This is a genomic window from Bacillus sp. AFS029637, from assembly GCF_002584985.1.
Classification (GTDB): domain Bacteria; phylum Bacillota; class Bacilli; order Bacillales; family Bacillaceae_G; genus Bacillus_A.
This window is the reverse complement of sequence record NZ_NUPZ01000017.1, coordinates 158,002-183,619: the sequence shown is the minus strand read 5'-3', so window position 1 is coordinate 183,619 and position 25,618 is coordinate 158,002. Positions and strand designations below refer to the sequence as shown.

Genomic DNA, 25,618 nt, shown 5'->3' with positions numbered 1-25,618 from the left:
AAGAGTGTTTTTTATTCTCGAGAAAACAACTATCCAAAAACAAGAAAATCGACATCTTCATATTGAAAATGTGTAAAATTACCGTCTTTCTCAAAACCCTAGGTATCTACTAATTCTTTACCAGCAAAGTTTCTTCGTAAATTATACTATCCTCGTGTAGCAATATAAAACAAACTATATTCTCCTTCTAGATAACTGTTTTTTCCTCCATAACAGTATCTCTATTCACTATTTTCAAGTAGAAATGCGATACTGTTGTAATGTAGTATGGAAAGATCCAAAGAAACGGGATACCAAATGTGAAAAATCCGATGATAACCCCTAAAATAAACCACCCGATAAAACTTAACGATAGTAGAAATAAATCTAATTTATGTCCTTTCATCAGTACTTGGCTCTTTTTAATTGCTTCACTCGCCGTATATTCTGGATGATCTAACAAAATATAGTAAGCCATAGAATAAGAGATAAATTTTATAATACCTGGTACAATTAATAATACACTCCATAAAAGTGTGTATACAGTCATTAAAGTAGTCACCTTTATAGATCTAAACACATTACTTTTTCGAAATCCTTCAAATAACTCACCAATTGTAGTAGATTCTTTTTTCGCTAAACGCAATGTAACTTTAAGATACCCATAATTCATAATGCCTTGTACACCTACTAAACAAATAAATAGAACAACAAAAACAAGTAAATAAGAAAAAGCACCTGCTGCATTTAATTTTTCGTCTCCTGTAATGGAATAACTAGCATTCATTGTTTCACTTAATAAGATACCAAGAAACAAAAGTGGAAATCCTATAATTAGCATACAAACCCTAGAAATAATATGATAAAGAAACGATGACAATACCGCCAATCCCCATTTGTCTTTTAATGAAGATACGGCCGCTTTTTTTAAGCCACTAATCATTTTGATCCAACCTTTCAATTTTTTCCTTTTATATGAATTACTTTTACATAAGGGGCAATAGAATATTTTAACAGCATTTACATTAAATATAATTCCATTAATATCTAAATGAATGGTGAAACTGTTCCAAAAGTGTTATTTTTAAGTAAGTATCAAATTCAGTACTTCTAATGTTTTTCTAACACTACTTGACTAATTTTAGTATGTTTATTTCCAATCTATTAATCATGTAATTTATTTAAAAACACAGTGAATATACTTGCTACATAAAATCCATTACCAAAACAGTTTTTTAGTTTTTATTCTTGTTCAATATGGTATAGAAAAAGATTGATTATTTACAAGACAAGAAGCTAGGAGATGTTACATATGAAATATTTTGTAATAGAAGATGATGAATTATCAAGCTGTGGTGAAGAGACAATATATGTTTTTGAACATAGCAAAGGAAAAAACAGTTACGACACGATTAAAACCTTGGAAGATTTTGCAGCAACATGCCAATTCATTGAACGAAGAAATACGCATTGGTTTTGGTATAAAGGAAAACACGTTGAAGATATGCCTATTTGGGAATTCGAAAAAAAATTTAGAGCTGAACAAGAAAAACTGAAAACAATATCCCAAGAAGAATTCACAGAATTGAGAAACAGATATGCCCCACTTATTAAACCTATCGAGTTCCCTATTGAAGGAATCCGAATTGCTTATGCTTATGAACCAGAATGGAATGATGAATTTTTTGTTATGGAAACGGAAGAAAGTTATTTTGCCGTATATTGGTTTACAACGGCTTAATAATCGTTTTTATAACAAATCAACAGATTTCTTATCCGAAAGGACTTTCCATAAATACTGATTAGGTGTTTAGAAAGTTTCTTCAAAATCAGTGTGTCTAGGCATGGGTCTTCCTACTACTTGTCCTCCACTGCTAATATGATGAATAAAGCGAAATTGTAATGAGTGGGGGATTCTTCATTCCCCACTCATTATTAGTTGAACCATTCGGGCTTTTATGGACAGTTCCTCTCCTACCTATCTTCCTCATGTCTCTCTAAATCTTGAGGTGGGAATTTTATTGCCCGTTAATACGGGATAAATTAAATTCCTATTCAATCACATCTTTATAAATGTAGCATTTCAGCCTTTACAACTTGAATATATTCCTGCAACTTGCAAAACGCTTCCGTCAATTTCCCTGTTTCGTCTTTATGAAGAAAGCGGGCTTTGTTTCGTTCTTCCTCTATGACAAGCAGCTGCGCGGCAGCATAAGTTAGTCCGTACTTTTCGCATTCCCGTTTTATATCATGGAACAAAGAAAGTGGTATAGTCCCCGCTCCTGAAATAAGCATCTCATCTAGAACTTGTTCTAATTCATCGATTATGCGTACTAACTCTATCATAAAACGTTTCCCCTTCATTGAGTGTAATATTTATAACTTCTCCTGTTTCTGTATATAAAATAACAGGTGTAACAACGAGCTTCGTTCCTTCTTGATAAGGATGGACTAACATTTTCTTTACATATAGCGAGTCCAAATATATTTTTACAAGTCGAATCATCCGCTCGTTTTCTGGTCGTTTCATCATTTGCATTTGCAATGTTTTACCATTCTTATCGATAAGAGGTACGATCCATTTTTGTTCTTGCTTCTGAAACAGCCAATCTCCTATTTCCGCAACTTCGATACAAAAGACTCCCTGTTTATTTGTCTCTAACCTGTTCTCTTTTACTTTTTTTAGTAAGTCTTCCCATGAGGTTAAAAAGAGAGATTGCCACTCTGCCACATTTGTTTTCCCTTCCACTTCTCCTACCGTCTGTGAGCTAGATGACAGTTGAAAATCGGCGTTAAGTTTTGCATGCTTTAACCCGAAAGATGAACGAGACAATTCGTATCCTTTCCCTGCAATTTCCCATGGAACTTGCTTTTCATGGAGCTCTTCAGAAGTTGTGTTGCCCCCTTCATAAAACATGGGGCGTGACTGTGTATATGTGATCCACTTTTCCTGTTCTCGATTATAGAAATAATATGTCACACCAACATAACCGGACTTCGTTTGCCAGCCGGATGCGCCAAAGGCATGCAAAGTAAGCGGTGGAACTTCATAGTATTCCGAACGAAACGGACTCTCTTGCAGACGGTGACGTTCTAACAACACAATGTATTCATAAATCGCAGACAGCGTTTGCCGATAGGATGTCATTTGAAAAGATGCATGTTTCATCCGGTATAGCCTAATATCGGCCCCCAGCTTACGAAATAAATTTTCTAACTTTGCTAGTTTCAAAGAACGCACTTTTACAGAAAGTTGTTCTATTTCATAGATTGTATTTTCGGTAAGACGTGTTAATCCAAAGTGAACAATTTGCTCAATCATCTCTTTGAAAATAGATAGCTTATCCGGTGCAATAATAAGAGGCTGCATCTGTTTCGTTTCATGCGAAATTCCTCTCTCTTTTTGATACCAATATATCGCTTCCGCCTTATGCCGGCATATTCCCTCTGCTTTGCATGTACAAATCGCATCAGCTACCGATTCAGCTGTCAGAAAACGAACCGTTATATCTTCTTCTGGAAAGGAGGTAATTAAAGCACCCTCTTCTTCCAAAATAAACTTTTGCTGAAATGTTTCGCGGAACATCATTTCAGCCCACATTTTTTCGGGGACGATATTGCGAACGTCCACATTCAAAAGGGCAGAGAAATCAACTTTTATGTTCTCTTCACCTTCGTACATCTTCTTTGCTTCTAATAAAGCCATAATGACATGCTTACAAATCGAGCGTGCTTCACAAGTGCAGGAGTAACTGCGTATATCTCCCGTAAACGTTACAGTAGTTTCATCATCAAGATGTACTTGCGCTGCACCCTCTTCTACGTCCATTTTGATATTTGTTGCAACAGCCAAATCCTTCACTGCTCTCTTATATGTTCCTTTGTTGGACATGGCGATTAAATATGTTTCATCAATAGAGGAAAGAACATTTAAGAAATGATTGTTGCGATCCACTGTGCCAACCTCCCTGGTGTTAACGCGGCTACATGAGCACCGAGCGCCGCCATTTTTTTAGCTGCCTGTTTATCATAAAAAGGCTGTGCAGTCGGATCAAGAGAAGTAAGCACAATCAGTTTTGCTCCTGATTCTACAATCTTCATCGCTTCTCGGTACATTTCAGCGTAACTGCCACCTTCATATAAATCCGTTACAAGCACGACAATTGTTTTATGAGGCATCTCGATTTTATTCGTTGCGTAGCGCAGCGCCTGAGCAATATATGTACCTCCCCCAAGCTGTACACTCATAAGCGTTTCCACCGGGTCTTCAATACGATCCGTTAAATCAACAACAGCTGTATCAAAGATGAACAGATCTGTCTTAATCGTCGGTAAACTTGCAAAAATGCCTGCCATAACTGCACTATGAATAACAGAATCAATCATACTTCCGCTCTCGTCTACTGCAAGGATCACACGCCATGGGCTAACATGCTTTGTCGCAGCATAAAAGTATGGTTTTTCAATATGAATGGTGCTCGTTTCCTTGTCAAAATGCTTTAAGTTCTTTCGAATCGTTTTCTTAAAATCAAAGTTACGCATCATACGCACTCGGCTAGAGCGATTCCGGTCCGGTCTACCGCTTAAAGCATGCTTCACTTCTTGCTCTAAATTACGGCGTAACTCCTCAGCGACTTTCGCTACAATACGTTTAGCTGTGTCTAATACATCCGGCTTTACATAATCCTTAAATTGCAAAATACATTTTAATAAATTCATATTCGGCTCCATTTTTTCAAGTGTTTGTTTATCTTGTAATAGAGCCGTTAATTCATACTTTTCCAGCGCATGATTTTCCATAATTTCAATTGTTTCTTGAGGAAATAACTCCCGCACTTTCGAAACCCAAGTAGGCACTGTTAACTGAGAAGGATCCAGCGACCCGCCACGTTCCTCTCCGCGTTCCCGTTCGTATAAAAACTCCAGCACCTCATCCATTTCCCTGTATGCATGGTTTTCTTCCTGAAATGTGATTTGGTCATCCGCATATTTTCCAAGGACAAGACGCCAGCGATTTAAAGAAATGTTATTCTCCATCTTCTAGCCCCCGTCTCATTAAAATCTCCCGTGCTTTCCGATCTAATTGCATTGCATACGCGAGCGCATCTTCTGAAATTGCTTCTTCTTTTATCACTTCTTCTGTCGCGCCATATAACCGGGCCACCTGTCTAGCAATCGTATCCACCTCAAGCGGCGTGAATTGGCTGAACAAGAGGCGCAAGTGCGGCAACACTTGTAAAAATGTCTCTTCATCAAGTACTTCTAGAACATGAGACATCCCGTCAAGCAGTGACTCGTTATATAAAAAGATATCTTTTGCGCCAGCCAATAAACCATTCAAAAATATCGGAGCCTGCTTCTGCATATCGCCACTTCCATAAAAATATCCTTCTGCCACTTGTATGACCTCATCTACCGTCCGCTTCGCTAAGGAAGTTAACAGCCCAAATACTGCTCCCTCTACTTGGCTTTCTCGTTTTTCCTTTTGCAAATAAAGCTCCAACGCTTCAATAAATTGCTGATCTGCAGGCTGCATTGTATACAAATCAATAAGCTTTTCCACAATAATTGCTGGTTCGCCTCCATCTAAAACAGAAAATAACGAAAGCGCTTTATGTCTAGCATGATCCGCTTGCTGATTTGCTTTTTCTATTTGTGATAAATAGTAAGCACAATCTGCCATTGAAGCAAAATCTCCATCCTCTTGTATAGCTTCCTCTATAAATTGGATGTATATAGAAAAGTCGGAAAACAAACCACTTAGGTAGGATTCTAGTAATAAAAGGGCCACCTCACCAGCTCGTCCCTTTGCCTTGTGTAGCTTTGCTCTTAGCACTTCCTGTGCGGCTTCCCTCACCGTTCCGCCATACACAGATAAATCAATAAGAGCACTTTCCACTTGTGCTGAAAAACGATATTTCCAAGTTTCGCGCATAAGATTGATGTTCTGCTTTCTCGCAAGATTAGGACCGCGCAACTTCTCACAAAATGGAACTCCTAAAAAAGTGAGGCAATGAAAGAATTGACTTAAACGCTGGTGTCGTTCTTTCTTATATATGTCAAGAATCGTCTCGTGTGGTACAGTAGAACGCGCTGGAAGACGAAACGAACGAACAGAAGCACGAAAATCATGTACGAGCGGCGGTACATCCGCTTCTTTTGACACTTTGCCTCGCTTTGTCCCTTGCAAACTCGTCTGAAGCATCGTTAAAGACTTATCTACCGAGGATATCTCACCTTTCACAAATGCACTACGGACTGCATCCATCAGCTCATACAATCCCGGTTGCATCTTTCCGCGAAGTAGCGCAAGTTCACGTATCATTCGCGCAGCTTCAATCTCATCTGCTATTGATATACCTTCTGCCTTTAGCTGCCTAGCAATTCGTATCATAAATTGCTCAGCTACCGCTTCATCCCTGTTCTCCCAAATATGTTGGTAGAAAGCAGGTGCAGGCATACCGCTTTCATAGCCACGGGTCTGATCGCTTTCTAAAAAAGAATACGGCATAAGACAGTTTTTGGCATATGTTTTAGACAATGGACTTTTGGACAGTTTTTTCTGTTTTCCTTCTAATTCAAGAAGTCCTTTCACATGAAAGCCTCCGGTAATAACAAGCACCTTATCATACACTTTACGCGCTTTTTCAATTTCCTTGGCCATGTGTATCTCCCTAGCTTCGCAACCGTCTTCTGTCAGCATCTCCTGCGTGTAATCCGCGCGTGTATAGTAACAATAATGAAATAACTGACGGACAAACTCCTCACTTGTCATATGAAAGCCTTGCAACTCAAAGTATTTCTCCCAAAACTCATGGAAACTTCGACACCCAGTTTTTTCCGAAAGCATACGGACATATTGACTATGTCGAAAGTATTGTTCGTCATACTTCCCATTCTCTTCCTCATTTCTTGCTAAAAATAAATATTCTTTATAAGGAAGATCAATAAATGAAACAGGAATGCTCTGTGCAGTTCCTTCCCGCAGCGCGACAAGTTCCGGTGAATAGTCAAGAAAGGGATAGTACGCACGGTACTTTCCACTTTCTCCTCTTTCAAGCACATCCGTTTTATCATCATAACTGCAATATATACAAATCGGGGTCTCACTTTCTGCACTCACAATATGCGGAATAAGAGGGTTGCAATCTATCGGTCCTTCTATAAGGATTGCATCCGGTTTATATAATGAAACGATCTTTTGTACATGAAAAGAGCACGCAGGACTATGATGGCGAATTGGCACGTATACGACGTTGTGATCTAAATTGTAAGCTCTTTGAAACAATGCATTTACTTCAGCTGATTGCGAGCTTCGAAAAACGACTTCCATACCTCTCCCCCTACTTGACCTCGCGCCCTAACGATGCTTGTAAAATAACTACGCAGCTTTTCTAAATCATCCTTATTTTCTTTCGCAATTGTGCCCGATAAATACCGAACCAGCGCATCCATTTTCACTTGTCCGCTTCCATAATAGTAGGCATCCATTGCACTTTGATAATATACAGATACGGCTTCTGCAGTACTCATTACAGAAGAAGGTTGATCAATTCGTTTCCCTTCAGCGGTTACACCTTCTCGTAATTCATGAAAAACAGTCGCTAACAGCTGAACAACCGTCTCATCCACTTCTGGCGTGATACCCGACGCTCCTAATAGACGCGTTACTTGTGACTCTATTATTTTTGCTTCTAGTTTTACATCCTTAATTGGATGTACGGTTTCAAAATTAAAACGACGCTTCAATGCACTACTCATCTCATTCACACCGCGATCGCGTGTGTTAGCCGTCGCGATAATATTGAAGCCTGGCTTTGCTGTAAGAATTCCTTGTTCTCCAAACTCTGGAATATTCAGCACCTTATCGCTTAGAACGCTGATTAATGAATCTTGCACTTCCTGCGGGCATCGCGTCAATTCTTCAAATCTAGTTAATATCCCTTGTTCCATACCAACGAAAAGTGGCCCTGGCACAAGCGCCTCTCTTACAGGTCCTTTCGCAAGAAGAAGCGCATAGTTCCACGAGTACTTAATTGTATCTTCCATCGTAGCAGCTGTTCCTTGCACAGTGTTGCGACTATTTCTACATATCGCAGCAGAAAGTAGCTCACTCAACATTGTCTTTGCTGTTCCTGGCTCTCCGATTAACATAAGTCCGCGATTTCCCGCTAATGTGACAATCGCTCGTTCCACAAGTGCATCATTCCCATAAAACTTACGACTAACTTCTACTTCCTTCCCTTCCAAAAGAAGTGGTTCTTCTTGTCCGATAATAAACGTACGGACGGCACGTGGCGACAATCGCCAGTTAGGTGGTTTAGGAAACGAATCATTCGCTTCTAACGCATTCAATTCTATTTCATATAATTCTTCCATTAATGGTTTAATAGACTGCATATGTCATTTCCTTTCTTATCGCTTACTGCGCCAGTTTTCATCACGGCCAAGGTTCGATTCTGTTGCCCGTTTTATATCATATAAGATTTCGCTGAAAAAGCGTTCCGATACTTGCTTTGGTAAAACACGTTTCTCATGATTAATTTCGTCGTAGTCATATGAACCACGGCTCACCGTGCCTGCTTTGTAAAATTGAATTTCAAAGACGCACACATCTTCCTCGCCTTCATACCCAACCGGTGCCCCTTCAAACGCAAGCTCCGCCCCTAATCCAGCGCGAGTATCTTCTTTATAGAATGTATAATATACACCGGCATCTTGAACCGATCCACGGCTCCAACCGTGCTTCGTCATCTTACCAAACAGCGAACGACCATTCATCTCAATACCAGCAAACCTCTCCACAGTAACTTCCTCATTTTCCTCAACCTGAAATACTTCACGGTCAATTTGCGGAAATGGCTGAGTCACCTCATAGTCATCTAGCTGTTCCTTCCATAATTCCCGTTCCTCTTCGGACAATTCTAGCGGATGGATTAAACCAATAACGGTATCTGGCGTAAGTTCATGCTCTTCTTCCTCAATCGTATTGAATGTGCCATCCTCCATATAGCGGAACATCGCAAGCAACTTCCCTTCCTTATACTCACCCCAAATAAGGGAGATAGCAAACTGCTGCATGATTGGATTTTCTACAAACAGAGACTGCCATGTATTTTGTGACCAATAGCGATTAAGAGAAAGCGCTGTTTCAAGACGCTGAGTTTGCATCGTAATCATACCTCGAAGCTGTTTCTTTATAGAAGATAACTCCGCCTTAGCCCTTTCCGCTTTTTCCGCATCATCTTTTGCATTTGGTTTCGGAAGCGACTTCAGTCGTTTCCCCTCTTCTGTCTTTAATTCGATTTTCAAGTTAGGAGTTAAATAGGCAGTAAACGTCCTGCTTCCGTAATCAATTGTCTTTTCACCACGTTTATTAAAACCAAGGTGTGGAACAAGTTGATCTTCTAACTCTTCTTCTGTAATACCACGCGTTTTAGCAGCGAGATTCAGCGCTTCTTTCGCAGCATTACGCACTTGCTTATGTTTATACTTAAATGACATCGCATGAATAGACATAAGTCCAATATGTGACGGGGACAACGCTAGCGCCTGAACAGCTGCAGCAGCAATAGCTCCGCGCATGCCAAGTGCCCACTCATCAATCTGCTTTTTGAGTTGCATCGCCATTTCATCATCACTATACATACCATATAGCGAAAGAATACCGCGTTTCTTCGATTCCGCGCCTTGCGAAACCCATAGCTGATAGATTGCTTGTATATTTTCCTTCAAGTCTTGTTCATTAAGGGTAGCGCTAATCGCTTCTGCTACTTCCTTCTTCTCAATAACAGAATCTGATATATACTGCTGAAAATATGCAAGTGGAATCATTGCATCTGCAATTGTTTCGGAATCCCGAAGACGAATTTGTGGTTCAAATTCGAGCCACTGCACAAGTGCATTCCTTTTTTGCAGCGTTAAAATACGTGCGCAAAGAGCTTCTATATTTCCTGATGCTCCTTCTAAGTCTCCATCGCTAAGCAATGGAGCAAATTTCTCCATCAAAGAAGCATTTTTCTTTTCTTGTAAAGCCTCTTGTACAAGCTTTGTATATTTTTCAGATTTATAGTATAAAAGTGTTTGCATTACATTTTCGCGTACAACTTTCTTTCTATGATTCAATTCCTTTGCTACATCTTCTGCAGCTTCCGTATCTTTTGTAAGAAGTTCAACTGCAGCGATACGTACCTTTTTAGAAGAATCCCCAAGACTTTGAATGAGAAGATCACGTGTCTGAACCGCGTTATCCTTTGTCAACTCATCCAAAATAAAAATTCGTTCATCTGCAGAATACTCCGCGAAGTTCTCCGTTACATATGTCCGTTCTTTTACAAACGAACGAACGAGTGCCTCCGTCGCCTTATCTCGCTTCTCACTATGCCCGAAAGCTTGTTCAATGGAATAAGAAACGAGTTTCTCCATCGATAAACCGTAGGAAAGCAGATCTTCTAGCACCTGTTCTGGTGAGTTCTCCATCGCAGCATACCGCTGCAGAAGTTCGTATAAACTATAGTGATAGCTGTAATTTCTCCCAAGTTGAAGTGTAAGAGCTGCTTCTCTCTTTGCAGCTTCCTCTATATCCCAAAGTAATGCGATTTCTAAAACAGGCATTCTCCAGTAATTATTTCTATACTTCGAACTTTCGAATAGTTGCTTCATATCCTCAAATGATACATTGCCTAATAAATAGTCACGATATGTACCACGTACGTCAGATGATTTCGTTTGAAGGACAACCGTTAAAAACTCTTCACGTACTCTGTTTCTATGTAACTCGTACCCTTTTTCCGCTAAAAGCATTGATACAAAAAGATAATGACTTTTACTTACATATTGCAGTGTACGCTTCACAAATTCCGGTTGCTCTTCCACCATACGAAACAACAATTGGTATTCATATACGCGATCAAAATCAACAATACCTAACTGATGCTGCGCAAGGCGATATGCGAAAAACCTTTCCTCTGAAATACCAAATTGCTCACACAAATCTCGGGTTGTTTCATACAATTGCGCATAAAAACCTTTTGTTTTTTTGTAATTTCCAGACTGTTCAAGAGTATGGCTGACATGTGAAATTGCATAATTCATAAAATTTTTAGTAGAGCATTTCATTAACAATTCCATATATCTTCTTGCAACATCCGAATGCGGATATATACGAAAGATTTGCTGCCAAGTAAAATCAGGTAAAGACCCACCAGCTAATACCTTACTAACAGACTCACCTCGAACGTACCTTTTGGCTGCTTCAATCTTCTCTTCTGCTCCGCTTAACCTCAATATATACTCCGCTTGCTCTTGCAATTCATCTTCCAGTAAAGAACGATAAGGTAGAAATCTCTCATAATCTGCATCTAACATAACGAGAAGTAAAAGTAATTTTTGCTGTCCTGTTATAACTTGTAACTGCTCTTCTATATATTTCGGATTCTCCTTTATTAATTGTCTAAGAAAAACATCCGCTTCATTTACAGAACGTGAAAGATTCGTTAAATACTTACATGCACATACTACAAGTCTATCGAATGAAAGACCGCTTTTTTCGAAATAAACCTTTATATCTGGAAAACTCATATATGAAAAACGCACGAGAAGAACATTCAACAGTTGATCCTCTAGCAAATGATAAAATAACCGAAAAAACCCAGAATCTTGCTTATACGTTTTCCTAAAATCATTCATAAACTGCCAAGAAAAATCACTACGCTTATTTTCGCGAATCGTCGTTTGTTCTATATGTTTTAAAACTTCTTCATCTCTCGTCTGCAAGTAACGCAACGCTAATTCTTCTTGTTCCCCTGTTATATTAAGATGTTGAAACAACTGATATGTACTGACTGCCATCTTCACTGCCTCCCTAGTTCTTTTATGAATTCATCGTTATATCATTTATATATACTAATACCCATTCTCTCACAAATCTGAAATTTCAGATACGAAAATTCGGAATATATTTACATTATTAGTATATCATATCAACTCGAATACGAACATACGTTTCTTCTAAAAATTTCATATTAATTTAAAACAATCATTGAAAATTTGGTTTAGAGATAAACAAAGTAAGTAATGCATGTTTTTATGATAGATAAGTACCAAGTTTGGAGAAAGTATATTGACGGGTCTTGGTACAAAGATAAAATAAAAGAGAATATAGCGCATATATTTCTAGCGGAATTGTATTTTATGCTGTTAGTCCAAACAATTGATGGATGAATTTTTTCTGGTTTTGAACATACTGATCACGTCCTTTTTTAGAGTACTAGCATCAGTATGTCCAAGTTTAAAATATCACTTCCAGATATTTCTATTTTTTTTTGCACAAGAACCTATTTGTTTGACTTATCACGAACCGTATCGGTGATGGATAAGTCTTTTACATTCACACGGGAAATGGAGAGGTCACGATTAAGGACATAAGCGCGTTCTCCGTCCTGGCTAAAGACAATGGCTTGCCGTGGTTCTGTGAAACCACTGATTGTCTTAATCACATGATTATCAGAGACGTTAATCACATCGATAGTATTGTCCGCCTTGCTGCTTGCAAAAAGCAGTTTACCATCGGGCGACAAGGCTGCACCATATGGCTCACGTCCAACTTTTATCTCGTTAACGATTTGTCCTAGAGAGATATCCACCACGGAAATGCTGTCACGACCGCTGTTTGCGGCATACAATGTTTGACCATCGGCAGTCACGGAGATTCCACGAATCATAGAGAAACCAACAATCTCACGTACGATGTTCTTAGTGGCTGCATCAACTACGGACACCTTATCTCCTTTAAAGTTTGTTACAAACACATATTTTCCATCCGGAGAGACTGTAATACCTTGGCGTGGTTGGGAGAAACCAGTAATAACTGCAGTCGGTTTGCGTTTCTCAAGGTCTATGACGGTTACAGAACTATGTGCCTGATTGTTCACGTACAGCGTCTTTCCATCCGGGCTGACGCTGGTGCCGAATGCACCTGGACCGACTACGACTTCATCCTTTAAGGTTAAGCTTTTTGCGTTGTAGAATCGTAAAGTGCCTAGCGTACTGTCCGAGACAACAAATTCTGAACCATTATTAACGAACACGATGTTTCTCGGTGTAACAAAGCCATCGATTTTCTTGCGTAAAGTACCTTTAGCAAGGTCATAAATACGGATGGATTGTTCGCGACTATCTGAAACAATCGCAATCTGCTCATCGGGACTTATAGCGAGGGAGTTGTTAGTGATGCTTCCATCAAAGCTCTCCTTTTCCATGGAGCTTTTATTTTCAGTAAATGAAGCAAAAATGGCAGTCGGAAGAATAATAACAAACATCAAAGCTACAACCAATATACCTTTAATTTTCATTTTTTTTAACATTTCTTCACCTCGTTAAATTTTTTCACATAATAGATCTTCAAGACAAACGAATAACTTCCATAGGTACACGTAAGCCCAGCAGGTAAACAGGGTGTTTGAATCTGTGCAAATATACTTACTATACGTCTTTTGATTCCCTCCTTTTGTAATCGTGTCTGAATTTTTATCCCTTCGTTCTATGTAAACGTACAGATGGACAAATCGGTTTGAATATTATAAAAAAATAAATTCGATGCTTAAAAATAATTACATGTTTTATAAGGGATACCACCACATCACTATTAAGCTAACAAAAAATAAATACCCCAAAACGAAAAAAAGAGCTAACTTCTCAAAATAACTAACTGTAGAGAAAAAATTTTTCACTTTGGAGGTACGTCAAAACCTTAGCTTGATGGACATGTATGGGGATCCCTATAAGAAAAAAGTTTTAAAGATTGTTTCTATGCTTACATATTTTAGGTTTTGATTATTGGAGTGGAAGTCGTAAATCTGCCGTGAAGGTAATCGTCATACTTTTTCCTTACATATAAAACAGTCCTTCACTTGACTAGAAAAATCAAGTAAAGGACTGTTCGTCTTATTTATATTATTTAATTCCATCAGCAAGCTTTCCATATTGACGCTTATGCATCCAAGTTAATGTACCAATTGTTCCAAGTGATAACAGAACAATGAAAATCATTAAAATACCTGCGTTTTGCCACATATAACTGAAGTCTCCGCTTGAAATCACTGCTTTAAATCCTGATACAGAATATGTCATCGGGAACCATGCGTTAAAGATTTGCAGCGGTTTCGGAATTAACTCAAGTGGGAATGTACCCGCACTTGTTGTTAATTGTATAATCAATGTCAGGATTGCAATAAAACGCCCTGCATCGCTGAAAGCTGTTACTAAAAATTGAACTATCGCAATAAACGATAAACTTGTAATAATACTAAATAATATGAAGTATGGAACACTTTGTACTTCAACACCTAACCAAAACAGTAACACTGCGTCTGCCACAAGTGCTTGCATCACACCAACGGCAAGTAGTACACCAAACTTACTAATAAACCAGCTAAATCCTGATTTCGGTATACCAACTGTTTCGCGTAACGGGAACACGATAGATAATAACAATGCCCCAACGAATAAACCAAGAGATAAGAAGTACGGCGTAAAGCCTGTTCCGTAGTTTGGAACCTCTGTTACTTTCTCAGTTTCCACTTTCACAGGACTCGCGAACATGTCATATTTGTTCTCGTCACCTTTTGTTTCACTTGTTTTCTCAGCACCTTCGCCAAGTTTTGTTGCTAGTTCTTTTGAACCGTCATTTGCTTCGCCAAGACCGTTTGTTACTTTGCCAGAACCGTCTGCTAACTGGCTAATACCGTCTGCCATTTGTTTTGAACCAGAAGATAATTCACCTAAACCACCTGCTAGTTGATTTGAGCCTGTATATAACTGACCTAAGCCACCTGTTAATTGATTGGAGCCTGTATATAACTGACCTAGACCTGCTGTTGCTTTACTAGACAGTTGATTTAAACCGCTATTTAAACCACTTGCACCTTTTGATGCTTCTCCTAATTTCTCACCAAACACTTCGAAATTCGTTACAAATGACTGTTGACCTTCTGCTAATTTACCGGCGCCAGCAACAAGCTGCTGTTGACCATTTTGTAATTGATCAACACCATTTTGAAGCGCTACCTGACCAGCATGAATCGCATTTGCGCCACCGGCAAGATTTGTAGCACCGTCTTTCATTTCATCTGTTTTTCCAGCAAGTCCTTTCACACCTTGTGACACTTGTTCTGTACCTGCTGCCACACCTTTGCTACCTGCTTCTAATTGTTGAACAGTTGCTTGTAATTGTTGTTTCGCTTCACCATCAGGTAGATTTTTGATTTGTTCATTTAAAGCAACTAAACCGTTCGCAACGTCTTGAGCGCTTTTTGCTGTTTTATCAGCGCCACCACTTAACTCATTTGCTTTTTGTTGCCACTTTGTTGCACCTTGCGCTAACTCGGAAGCACCTGCGCTAAGATTTTCAGTTCCTTTTGTTAAATCTGGCAATTTCTTTTGCATTTCTTGAACGCCAGCTGATGATTTTTCTAAACCACCATGTAAATCATTCATACCTTTTTGAATTTCTTTTGCTCCACCAGCTAACTTTCCTTGCCCTTCTTGAAATTGAACAAGCCCATCTGCTAGCTGTTTAGAACCGCCTGATAATTGGCCTAAACCACTTTGAAACTCTCCTTTTGGATCGACAAACTGTCCTAAACCTCCCGTAATTTGCTGGGAGCCAGTTATTGATTTTCCTAAGCCGCCCTCGATTTGCTGAGATCCACTTAATAGTTTTCCAACACCAGTTTGCATTTCACCAGTCTTGCTATTTATCTTATTCAATCCATCTGTTACTTTCCCAGAACCGTCTTTTAATTTCCCTGTGCCATCATAAATCTTACCAGCACCTTCACTCGCATCCGCAAAGCCTTTAGAAACATCCTGTAATGAATCAAACATTGTTTCAGCATATGTTTTTGTTACTGCAGCTGAAACTTCTCCTTTAATTTTTTCAATAGCTGATCCACCAATTTGTGAAGATAAGAAGTTTAAGCTTTCATTTGGAATGTACTCTAGTTCTGATTTTTTCGGGTTTGCATCCATCAATGTTGTTGTATTTTTCGAGAAATCTTTTGGAATGCGAATCGTCATGTAGTATTTGCGATCATCCATTCCTTTTTTTGCTGTTTTCTCGCTGACAAACTCCCATTTGAAGCCCTCTCCCTCTTTTTCTTTCAAATTATCAACAAGTTCTTTACCGGCTTCAATCGGTTTTCCATTGTACACTACACTTTCATCAAGGTTTACAATTGCAACTGGTAAATCCTCTAATTGATCATATGGATCCCAAAACGCCCATAAAAACATACCAGCGTACAATACTGGAATAAATAAGACTGCAATAATTGGAATTAAGATTTTTTTGTTTTTCATAATGGTAGCAAACTCTTTTCCAAGCAGTTTCAATCCTCGCATTGTTTACTCCTCCTCCTAAATAATTGACCACTTTGTTCATATAGTCAATTTTTGCAAAAAAAAGAAGAAAATAACGAACAATTCATCTTCTCGTATATGTTTGTATTTTCTTACATTTCCTCCTCCACTGACACATGACTGAATTATTCAATTGGTCATATTTTATAATAATAAGAGGATTATCTCATTTTGACAATCCTTTTAATAAATATAATTCAAAAAGTTTAGCAATATGCTCTTTTTCTAACGGTTCATGGTGTTTTTCCCAATCAAAAATAAGAGCTACATACAAACGAACCATAATAAATGCTGTAATTTCTGGATCACATTCCACAATTTCACCTTTAGCAATGGCATCTTCAAGACGCGATTTAACAAACGTAATAATTGTAGCATCCAGTTGCTTCATCACATCTTGCACTTCTTTTGTTCCCATATCTCGCTCTTCTTGAATAAGCTTAATCATGAGTTGGTGATCTTTTCGAAACTCTAAAATACTATATAAAGTACTATGTACGTTTTCAAAAAATGGTTCATTTGAATCGATAGTCATTTCTGCTACTTGCTTCATTTCTGTAATCAAATTAAAAATGATTTCACCAAACAATTCTTCCTTATTTTTGAAAAACGTATAAATCGTTCCCTTCCCAACATTCGCTAACTTTGCAACTTGGTCCATTGTTGTTGCCTTATAACCAAACGTTGAAAAAGAATTTGTTGCAGCTTCAATAATAGAATGTTTTCGATCTACTGCCACATCTCCACCTCCAAATGACCTTTTGGGTAATATAGTCAATAAGTTCGTTTTTGATATTATCACGGTTTCCCGTTGTTTACAAGTCCTCTCATTTTATTTATTTCCAACAAGAAAAGACATTCCAAATATGGAATGCCCTCTATTATTTTATAAAACTATTCACTTAAATTTGTTTTCCTAATATAACATTTAGCACTCTAAAATATTCTAATTAACCTAATCACTCATAACTAAATAAATTTGTTAATTACATAACGCTCGTCTTACTTTTCTAGCGAAATGTAGTGGATCATCAACGTCTTCGATATTAACGTAAATCAAATTGGGATTATCACATAACCACTCATTGTGTATAGACGAAACGATTATTCCTTGTTTAATAATTGCAGCAACAAATTCTGTAACTTCCTTTTGTAAGAGCGCTACCCGCCCTAGACATAATGCTCGTCCAGTTTTATTATCTCGTGATTCAAATGAGAAGGAAGTTGTTACTCTAAAACGTTTTCCTAAGATTGTAGCTTGTATTTCATCCCGATTTATCGTTGCCACACATTTCCCGCCGGCGAATCCTTCTTGTCCGCCGATAATTCTTGCAAATTGTTGACAAATTGATTCATCATTACATGCCATACCTTAAATCCCCCCTTTTACTATTAGGATATGAATTCATACATATGTCTGAAACGGTAATGAATCTATTCTATTATAAAAAAGATGATGGCAATCTACCGAAAGCTATTAACTCAATTATTCTTGATCGTATAAATTGTTATTAGAGTTTAAATGGTGCAGAATTTTTATTTTATGCTTAATGGACATCGGAGACTGAAAGCAAAACTCAGCTATTATATGGTAAGACATTTTTAAAGAGCATAAAAAAGACACCCTAAGGTGCCATCCTCCGACTTGAGAATCGTAACTATGTATGGAGAAATTTAGAAAAGACAAATACAAAAGAGAAGATGCTAACTATAATTTATAGAGCTCTTATGCCATGAATTAATTACATACATATTTCCTTATTTACCAGAAGAAGAATCCCAGTTACATTACTTTCTGATCAGTCTCGTTAAAGCCATCCCAATAAATCCAGCACCCATCCCTATTAGCCATCCAGCATGAGTATCACCTAATATAGATCCCACTCCTCCGCCAAGAAACATGCAGCCAACGAATACTAATCCTCCAATTCCCCAATTCGGCCGTTCCATAGTTCAATCACATCCTTTCCATAAAACATATGCGATTAGCTACCTGAACTTTCTTGCATTGGATGGTTAATTATCTTGCTTAGGCTTAACACTATCAGGGAATTCAAAAATTCCTCTTTTTTATATAGACCAGTCATTTGCTACATTTCTTTTTACATATATTTTTTAAAAGAAGGCTTCCATTCTGATAAATCCTGATAAACAAACGTTATATTGTCACATATCTCCTCTGCAACCTCGTACATATGTTTTATATCATTAGCCGTAAATAATATACATCCTTTGCGCTGAGTGCTATCCACAATATTTGGTATGGTGTCGCCCTCTTTTACTAATAGATCAATTAATACGACCTCGGATATGTTAGCTAACCCTTTATACTTGATTTCTTTTAAGCAACCTGGTTTTGGAATTAAGCTTAAAGACATAGCTTGACATTTTGATGGTACACATCTAAATTCATCTATAGTCTCAGTAACTAGCGCATCATAATAGTATCCAAATTGAGATATGCCAGTTGTTAGTTCCACCATCTTCCAGATGTTGCCACCACCTATTCTAACTTGAGACTCTATGATTATTGGCTTATTTTGTTTGTCTAACTTTATTTCTGTATGAGTAATGCCATTTTCCATTTGCATGTCGTCCAAAAATAGCATTACTTTTTCCATAATTAATTGTTTTTGAGATTCATCTATAGGTGCCGGCATAATAGTATAGTTTATTATAAACGTATCTTCTTTAAATACTTCAGCTGATATCGCTAGTATAGAATGTTTTTTGTTATACGAAACGGTTTCAACCGTATAAACTACATCACCTTCAATGTACTCTTCCACTAAAACAGGTAGTTCAATACCATTTTTTTTAATAAATACCTCTACGTCATCTCCCGTGTCTAGCTTAGATACACCTTTACCACCTGCGCCAATCGGGGGCTTTATTATAATACTATCTTTTTTGTTCAAAAATTTATTAATATCTTTAATGTTATTGCAAACTGTCGAATCTATCGAAAAGTCTTTACCTGCTAGCATTTCACGCATCATGTCTTTATTGCGGGTTATCATATTAGCATTGTAAGAAGGCCCTTTAACATTAAAAATCTTTGCAATTATGCAAGCTGTATCTAATGCTGTTTCGTTGAAAGATACAACCACATCAAAGGGTTTCTCTTTGAATAATTCTTCAGCATAGTATATAGACAAGGGTATGTTTGTCGTGTCTAATTCTTTTTTATAGAAACATTTTCCTAAGATAGTCCCATCAAAATATATGTGTTTAGCGTACGATCCTATGTACGAAACAGTATAGCCACTGTCTAATGCATCTTGTATAGGCTTTGTCCATCCCCCTATAAATAAAATGTGTGTTTTATTTTCTATGTCAGTTCCTTTTAATACCTTATGCATCATAATCATCTCCCCTAAAATGAATTCGTATATTCAATATCATTTCCTTTTGATACACCTCGTCTTAACAACGCCACTAAACACAATGTTGTTCCGAATCCCCCTATAAATAACGTAGTTTGAAGCCCAAATATAGAAATTAAAAATGCACTAGCAAAACTTCCTAATGCCCAAGCTCCCCAATTCAGCGTACGCTGTACAGCATTTACTCGGCCTAGCATGTGATTTGGTGAGGCAAGTTGTCGTATAGTTGCAGCGTAAGGGCCAAATACACCTTCTCCCATACCATGTATGATACTTGCGGCTACTATTCCGTAAACTGTTCCCATATATCCCATTATCGGTATAAAAGCCAAACCGGTAACTGATACAGTGGCACTATAAATAAGCATTTTTGTATTATTAATTTGTTGACTTTTTTTCATGAGTATCGTATTACCTATTAAAAACCCCACCGCTGCTGAACCTACAACAAATCCTATTTCAATTTCAGATAGACCCATTACCTTATAAAGGAATATTACTAAAATGCTATTTAATATGTATTTAAAAAAACCATAAACAGCACCACATGTCACAATTGGTTCCAATACAGGGTGTTTTTTGAAATATACCAAACCTTCATATATGTTTTGGTATATAGATTTTAAATTTACGTCTTTTAAAGAACCTTCTGTATGTGGTTTAAACTTTGAAATAAATAATACAAACATAAAACAAAGAAAATACGTTACTGCGTCAACAGTGAATGAGCCTGTTAATCCGACTAGAGTAATGACGATTCCAGCAAGCATAGGACCAATTACTATAGAAAGAGACTCCGAAAGTGCTAGTTGAGCGTTTCCTTTTTTTAAGTTGTCTTTATCTGTTAGTATTTCCGGTAAGAAAGAAGGAATGGCAATGTTGTAAAATGTGGTGAATATTCCATTTAAAAACATGATAAATACCAGTAGAGGGAACGTTATAATATTTGTTACAGTCAGTATGAATACTGATAAAAACAATACTCCTTGACATAAACTACAAATTAGCAAGACATTTTTCCTATGAAAAATGTCTATTAAAGCACCGGCTACTAACCCGAAAATTAGGTATGGGACGAATATAACCCCGCGAATCATAGCGGCATTTGCTTCACTTGTTTGTAACACCTCTAATGCAAAAAGCGGCAAAGCTACTATTGTAAACTGAGTACCTAATAAACTTATAGACTGTCCTAGCCAAAGCTTGTGAAAATTAAAACGTTTGCTATCTTTCATAATATCCCCCCATTAAATTCATATTTACAAATTATCAAGTTAACGATCTAAATAAGAACAGGAAAAACCTATCTTTCAACTAATGTCTGTACCACATAAAAATTCGAAGCCTAATATAATAGCGATTTTAGTTTCAAAATGAAGACTTGATCTTTAAAACTCTCTTGGCTAATGAAAAGCTCATCTTCCGAAAAATAATTCCGCATTCGTTTATAAACCAATTGAAATACAGATGGAATTTACTTGTAAAAATCAGTTTATGAATTAGTTTGTTTCGAATTCATTTTCCGATCGTATGTCACTCTGAATCACCTCCAGACTCAGTATAACCTTGAAGGTACGCTGTTGTACGCATTTTGGAATGTAACAGCAAGATAACAAAGTTACAATGACAAGTTGTGATGTAATTATACGTAATCAAATTCGCACGACTGGAGAAAAATCTGTGAATCTAAGGTATCAAGTTTGAATTCAACACGTCACAACTATACACTTGGATTGGACCGATACTTTTATAGCGGTGATATATCAAGTACTCCTTTCCTATGATTCTCCAGAAAGAATAGCGTATTTTTTCATATTAGATGCTATTTTGTTTTGTTAGCTTGATAACGATGTAGTGGTCCCACTTTTAAAATAGTAGAGTAGAAACATGAAAAAACTCCTAACAAATTTTGTTAGGAGTTTTTTAAAATATGCGATATTCATTATCGATTATTATTGACTATTTGAACACTTATTTTTTTATCTCAATCTCTTGCCACTTTGTTTCTTATAAGCAATAAACTGTTGTCTTCAAACAAAAACACCTCTATTGCATTTGCACTTAGTATGCGAATGCAAGAGGTGTTTTTTCATGTACCATCAGGTAAGATTTCCTGCTTTGTTTATTCGTTTAAGTTATTGATACGTAGCTATTTTCTAGTACACGATAACTGGATCATACGTGCTCAAACTATCATAAACAGTTTTTGCAACATTAGGAAGAAGGTTCACACACCCGCCTGATCCGCCTGTTAAATAGGCATTATTTGCCCAGTCTTTTCGCCAGCCGGCATCATGGAATCCTTGACCGCTATTTGTGAATGGAACCCAGTAATCTACTTTAACTGCATAATCAGCTTTACCTACTGCGCTGCCTTTCAGCGTGTATGGTGTTCGTTTGTATAGGACGTACCACACACCTGGTGATGTATCTTCACCCGTGCTATGTTTACCAGTTACTACATTTGTTGTGACTGCTAATTTTCCATCTTTGTAAATCCAAATTTGTTGCTCTGCAATTGAAACTTCCGCATACGTGTCTCCGATGCCATTATTCGATGTTGTTTCATAACCGATACCTTCTTTATCCCAGCCATTCCCGTGAATATTAGAAGCAGAAAGCGATTTTTCGCCTTTCTCAAAGGCTTGCCCAACTTGTTTTGTCTCTTTTTCAACATCTAATGCCCAGCCGTATCCTTGTCCTTTTACTGATATGACCGAACCAGAATGTGTTTTAAAAGCGAAGTCTTTATTTAATGTAGATTTAGCATTATTAATTTCAGCAATCTTTTTCTTAATGTCGCTCTCATCGATTGTCACTTTCATATCCTTTGACATAGATGCATTTTGAATTAAATCTTTTGCTTTTAAAGGATACACTTCATTCTGCACTTTATATTCAACGGACTGCCCAAGAAGATTCTGTAGTGCTTTCTCTTCTTTTTTGATAATCGGATCGTCTTCTTTAATAGGTTGTATGTATGTAGACTTCAAATGAATCTCGCTTTTATGCTTCTGCTTATCGTAATCTTTTAGTAGACTCGCAACGTCATACTGTTTTCCTTCAACACTTTTGGAGATAACAATTTTTCCTTGTTCAAGCTTCGCCATAGCATCTTGAGGCGCTTTTAATTTTTCATTCATAGAGATGAGCTTTTCTTCTACAAGTTTTTTCATCGTTTTACTACGATACTGATCTACCTCTTCTGGTAGCAATGAATAATTTTTTTCCTTTGCAGAAGGGAAAAATGTCCACTGACTTTTTAATAGTTTCTCAACTTGCGGCAAATCTTTTTCCGTAAGTTCCGTTTTTGTATCTTTTTCATCTAAAATTTGCTGTTGATCGACATAGACTTTATTTGCTAGTCCAGAAGTTTTTAATTTCTGCATTGCCTGATCAGCACTCAGACCACCGACTTTTGTGTCGTTAATCGTAACATTTGAATTGAAATGCGTTGCCTGATAATAACTCATTCCCCCAATGAGAAGTGCAATTATACCAACACCCGCTGCGATTAGCTTCCAATTTGTAAAACGTTTTCTTGATCTTACCCGTTTCTTACCCACTTCTTCAACTGATTCATTTACTTGATTGTTGTTCATCAATCTTTCCCCCGTATACATTAACGTCAATCGATTTTAAACCAAAACCATTGACTAGTGTACCTGATTTTCCCTGAAATTTCATTATTTTTTACTAGATTTTATCGCATTAAATTGATAAATTTAGACTTTTTAATAGAACGACAGAGAAAAATGGTAGATATTTTTTTCAATTCACACTGAATAGTCCCTTACAAGTAATAAATTATTATAACAAGTGTTCTCACTCTATGCCTATCAATCTAACTGAACAAGTTGCTCCAAAAACGGTTCCAACAACAATACTTGTTGTCAATATAGCGAGAAACGCTAAGACGTTAAAGAATAATAATCCCCCTCTGCTCTGGGGTAACTCCATAAGGCATTAATCTCTTGGTAAAATAATTGGTCATTTTAAGTGTCAAATTATTTACCTATTATTTTTCTAAGTCAAAATCAATCCCATACATTCATATAAAGATAGATACGGAGTGAGCTTTTTTGGCTATCAATAATGAATTTTTATTGATGGTATTTATATATATATTTACTCATAAGAATAGAACTAGATTAGTATTTACTGGGGGGATTAAGAATGAATAGAAATGAAACCTCATTACATCCTGATACGGGTGTTACATCTGTAATGTTTGTTGAACGATCATTAAATGAAATTCGTTTTTGGTCTAGAATCATGAAGGAGCATTCTTTTTTTCTTCGATTGGGGTTTAGATGCGAGGATACCCAATTAATCGAAGAGGCTAATCAATTTTATCGATTGTTTGAACATATCGAACAAATAGCGTATTCCTATACAAATGAAACAGATCCTGGGCAAATAAAAAGATTTAATTCAGAAGTACAACAAGCTGCAACTAATATTTGGGGATTTAAACGAAAAATTCTAGGATTAATTCTCACATGTAAATTGCCAGGACAAAATAATTTTCCACTGTTAGTTGACCATACAAGTAGGGAAGCTGATTATTTTAGAAGACGTTTAATTGAATTAAATGAAGGTAAATTAGATGCTCTTCCTGATGCTATTATTAAAGAAAATGTTTTCTTTTTAAGGATTATGGCAGACCATGCTAAATTTATTGGTCATCTTCTTGATCCATCGGAAAGAAAGCTTGTAGATACAGCCCGGAATTTTAGCAATGATTTTGATGAATTGATGTATCAAGCAATTGATTTAGAATCTATGAAACCACAATCTCAAACTGTTCCTCTTTTAGATCAATTTTTAGATCAAAATCGTGTGTCAGTTACATCTCTTCGGGATTTTAAGAAAACGGCACGTGATTTAATTGAGCAATGCAAAATAAAGAGTATCATTCATCCATTATTAGCAGACCATGTTTTCCGTGAAGCTGATAGATTTCTTGAAATAATTGATATGTTCGATGCTCATCTTACAAATATTAAATCACAACCTAGATAGTAGAAAATAAGGAAAGATACTATTTTTCCTCACGCTGAGAAGTTAACAATTTATTGTTAGCTTCTTTTCCTTATGACTTTCAGAATTTCTGAGTAATGGAATTAATCTTACGTATTTTAGTGGCTAATTAAGATAATATAATGTGTGTAACTTAGCATTTGGAGCGTTACTTGCTGGTCTCTTAACTGATATACTAAATGTGAATTGGCATTGGTTTGTTAGCTTTCTTACTTTTTAGTGCAGAATAATAATAGCAGTACGATTAACTGAGACATTACCATCATTCGAATCAAAAAATCATAATCAGCCAACAAATGGGATGCAATTTTTTATACAAAGGAAACCTTTATCAAGTAGCTATCAAATCAAAGAAATTTCCAGTGAACTTTACATTGAAAATAGGAGTGAGTGAAAATGGCATATCTATTACAAGTTGATTTTCCGTTCGAAGGTCCTTTTGGTGAAGAAATGGAAAAAGCATTTTGGGATTTAGCAAAAAGTATTAACGAAGAAGAAGGGTTCCATTGGAAAATATGGACAGAAAATCAAGAAACAAAAGAAGCTGGAGGCATCTATGTATTTGAAGAAAAACAAGATGCTGAAAAATATGGGGAAATGCACAAGAACAGACTTCAAGCATCTGGTGTTAAAGATATTAGAGTAAGAATTTTTAACATCAATGAAGAGCTAACTAAACTTAATCATGGTTATGTGAAATAATAAGGGATACGCAAAACTAGAATGAACAGAAAGTAAAGGTATCAGGACAAGATTAGCAGTTCCAATTCACGTGGAGGTGTACATAAAGG

At 37.0% G+C, this 25,618-nt stretch carries 18 protein-coding genes and 1 pseudogene; 3 read left to right on the top strand and 16 right to left on the bottom strand.

The window, feature by feature from the left end; translation table 11 throughout:
* Nucleotides 1-187: 187 nt before the first annotated feature.
* Nucleotides 188-922: a DUF975 family protein gene (locus tag COE49_RS08010; RefSeq protein WP_088229609.1), complete on the bottom strand. Its 735-nt coding sequence runs from the start codon at nt 920-922 to the stop codon at nt 188-190.
* A 369-nt stretch (nt 923-1,291) separates the two neighbouring features.
* Between COE49_RS08010 and COE49_RS08005 the strand changes: the two genes are divergently transcribed.
* On the top strand, nt 1,292-1,720 hold the full coding sequence (locus tag COE49_RS08005; RefSeq protein ID WP_088229610.1) for a hypothetical protein: 429 nt from the start codon (nt 1,292-1,294) through the stop codon (nt 1,718-1,720).
* 326 nt (nt 1,721-2,046) lie between these two features.
* Here COE49_RS08005 and COE49_RS08000 read toward each other — a convergent pair whose 3' ends face one another.
* The 15 genes and pseudogenes from COE49_RS08000 to COE49_RS27965 all read right to left on the bottom strand — a co-directional run.
* On the bottom strand, nt 2,047-2,325 hold the full coding sequence (locus COE49_RS08000) for a hypothetical protein (RefSeq protein WP_098945820.1): 279 nt from the start codon (nt 2,323-2,325) through the stop codon (nt 2,047-2,049).
* Nucleotides 2,297-3,934 carry an SWIM zinc finger family protein gene (locus tag COE49_RS07995; RefSeq protein WP_098945819.1) on the bottom strand — a complete coding sequence of 546 codons (1,638 nt, stop codon included), beginning with the start codon at nt 3,932-3,934 and terminating at the stop codon, nt 2,297-2,299. The genes COE49_RS08000 and COE49_RS07995 overlap by 29 nt, the downstream gene beginning before the upstream one ends.
* Nucleotides 3,910-5,016, bottom strand: a complete 1,107-nt coding sequence (locus tag COE49_RS07990) for a VWA domain-containing protein (protein WP_088229613.1) — start codon at nt 5,014-5,016, stop codon at nt 3,910-3,912. The genes COE49_RS07995 and COE49_RS07990 overlap by 25 nt, the downstream gene beginning before the upstream one ends.
* Nucleotides 5,006-7,312, bottom strand: a complete 2,307-nt coding sequence (locus COE49_RS07985) for a DUF5682 family protein (RefSeq protein ID WP_088229614.1) — start codon at nt 7,310-7,312, stop codon at nt 5,006-5,008. Before COE49_RS07985 ends, COE49_RS07990 begins: the two co-directional genes overlap by 11 nt.
* Nucleotides 7,273-8,379 (bottom strand): ATP-binding protein, encoded by a 1,107-nt coding sequence (locus COE49_RS07980; RefSeq protein WP_088229615.1) that lies wholly within the window; start codon nt 8,377-8,379, stop codon nt 7,273-7,275. The genes COE49_RS07985 and COE49_RS07980 overlap by 40 nt, the downstream gene beginning before the upstream one ends.
* 15 nt (nt 8,380-8,394) lie before the next feature.
* On the bottom strand, nt 8,395-11,829 hold the full coding sequence (locus tag COE49_RS07975; protein ID WP_088229616.1) for a DUF4132 domain-containing protein: 3,435 nt from the start codon (nt 11,827-11,829) through the stop codon (nt 8,395-8,397).
* Between the two features lie 485 nt (nt 11,830-12,314).
* Entirely contained in the window at nt 12,315-13,343 is a 1,029-nt protein-coding gene (locus COE49_RS07970; protein WP_098945818.1) for a WD40 repeat domain-containing protein, read from the bottom strand.
* Between the two features lie 589 nt (nt 13,344-13,932).
* Nucleotides 13,933-16,380 (bottom strand): YhgE/Pip domain-containing protein, encoded by a 2,448-nt coding sequence (locus COE49_RS07965; protein ID WP_098945817.1) that lies wholly within the window; start codon nt 16,378-16,380, stop codon nt 13,933-13,935.
* A gap of 184 nt (nt 16,381-16,564) precedes the next feature.
* Nucleotides 16,565-17,137 carry a TetR/AcrR family transcriptional regulator gene (locus COE49_RS07960; protein ID WP_088229619.1) on the bottom strand — a complete coding sequence of 191 codons (573 nt, stop codon included), beginning with the start codon at nt 17,135-17,137 and terminating at the stop codon, nt 16,565-16,567.
* Between the two features lie 243 nt (nt 17,138-17,380).
* On the bottom strand, nt 17,381-17,767 hold the full coding sequence (locus COE49_RS07955) for a DUF1259 domain-containing protein (protein WP_088229620.1): 387 nt from the start codon (nt 17,765-17,767) through the stop codon (nt 17,381-17,383).
* 419 nt (nt 17,768-18,186) lie between these two features.
* Complete coding sequence (locus tag COE49_RS27550; RefSeq protein WP_000441003.1) at nt 18,187-18,348, bottom strand: hypothetical protein; 162 nt, start codon at nt 18,346-18,348, stop codon at nt 18,187-18,189.
* 152 nt (nt 18,349-18,500) lie between these two features.
* Nucleotides 18,501-19,760 carry an ATP-grasp domain-containing protein gene (locus COE49_RS07950; protein ID WP_140417297.1) on the bottom strand — a complete coding sequence of 420 codons (1,260 nt, stop codon included), beginning with the start codon at nt 19,758-19,760 and terminating at the stop codon, nt 18,501-18,503.
* A 14-nt stretch (nt 19,761-19,774) separates the two neighbouring features.
* Nucleotides 19,775-21,019, bottom strand: coding sequence for an MFS transporter (locus COE49_RS07945; protein WP_098945816.1), 1,245 nt, complete (start codon nt 21,017-21,019; stop codon nt 19,775-19,777).
* A gap of 921 nt (nt 21,020-21,940) precedes the next feature.
* The gene (locus COE49_RS07940; protein WP_088229622.1) at nt 21,941-23,386 is read right to left on the bottom strand and encodes a L,D-transpeptidase family protein; all 1,446 of its coding nucleotides are present in this window, start codon (nt 23,384-23,386) and stop codon (nt 21,941-21,943) included.
* Nucleotides 23,387-23,712: 326 nt separating this feature from the next.
* A pseudogene (locus tag COE49_RS27965) lies at nt 23,713-23,778 on the bottom strand (MarR family winged helix-turn-helix transcriptional regulator); the annotation flags it as partial.
* Nucleotides 23,779-23,960: 182 nt separating this feature from the next.
* Here COE49_RS27965 and COE49_RS07935 point away from each other — a divergent pair.
* The gene (locus COE49_RS07935) at nt 23,961-24,809 is read left to right on the top strand and encodes a DUF2935 domain-containing protein (protein ID WP_088229623.1); all 849 of its coding nucleotides are present in this window, start codon (nt 23,961-23,963) and stop codon (nt 24,807-24,809) included.
* Nucleotides 24,810-25,223: 414 nt separating this feature from the next.
* Nucleotides 25,224-25,529 carry a monooxygenase gene (locus tag COE49_RS07930; protein ID WP_088229624.1) on the top strand — a complete coding sequence of 102 codons (306 nt, stop codon included), beginning with the start codon at nt 25,224-25,226 and terminating at the stop codon, nt 25,527-25,529.
* Nucleotides 25,530-25,618: the final 89 nt, after the last annotated feature.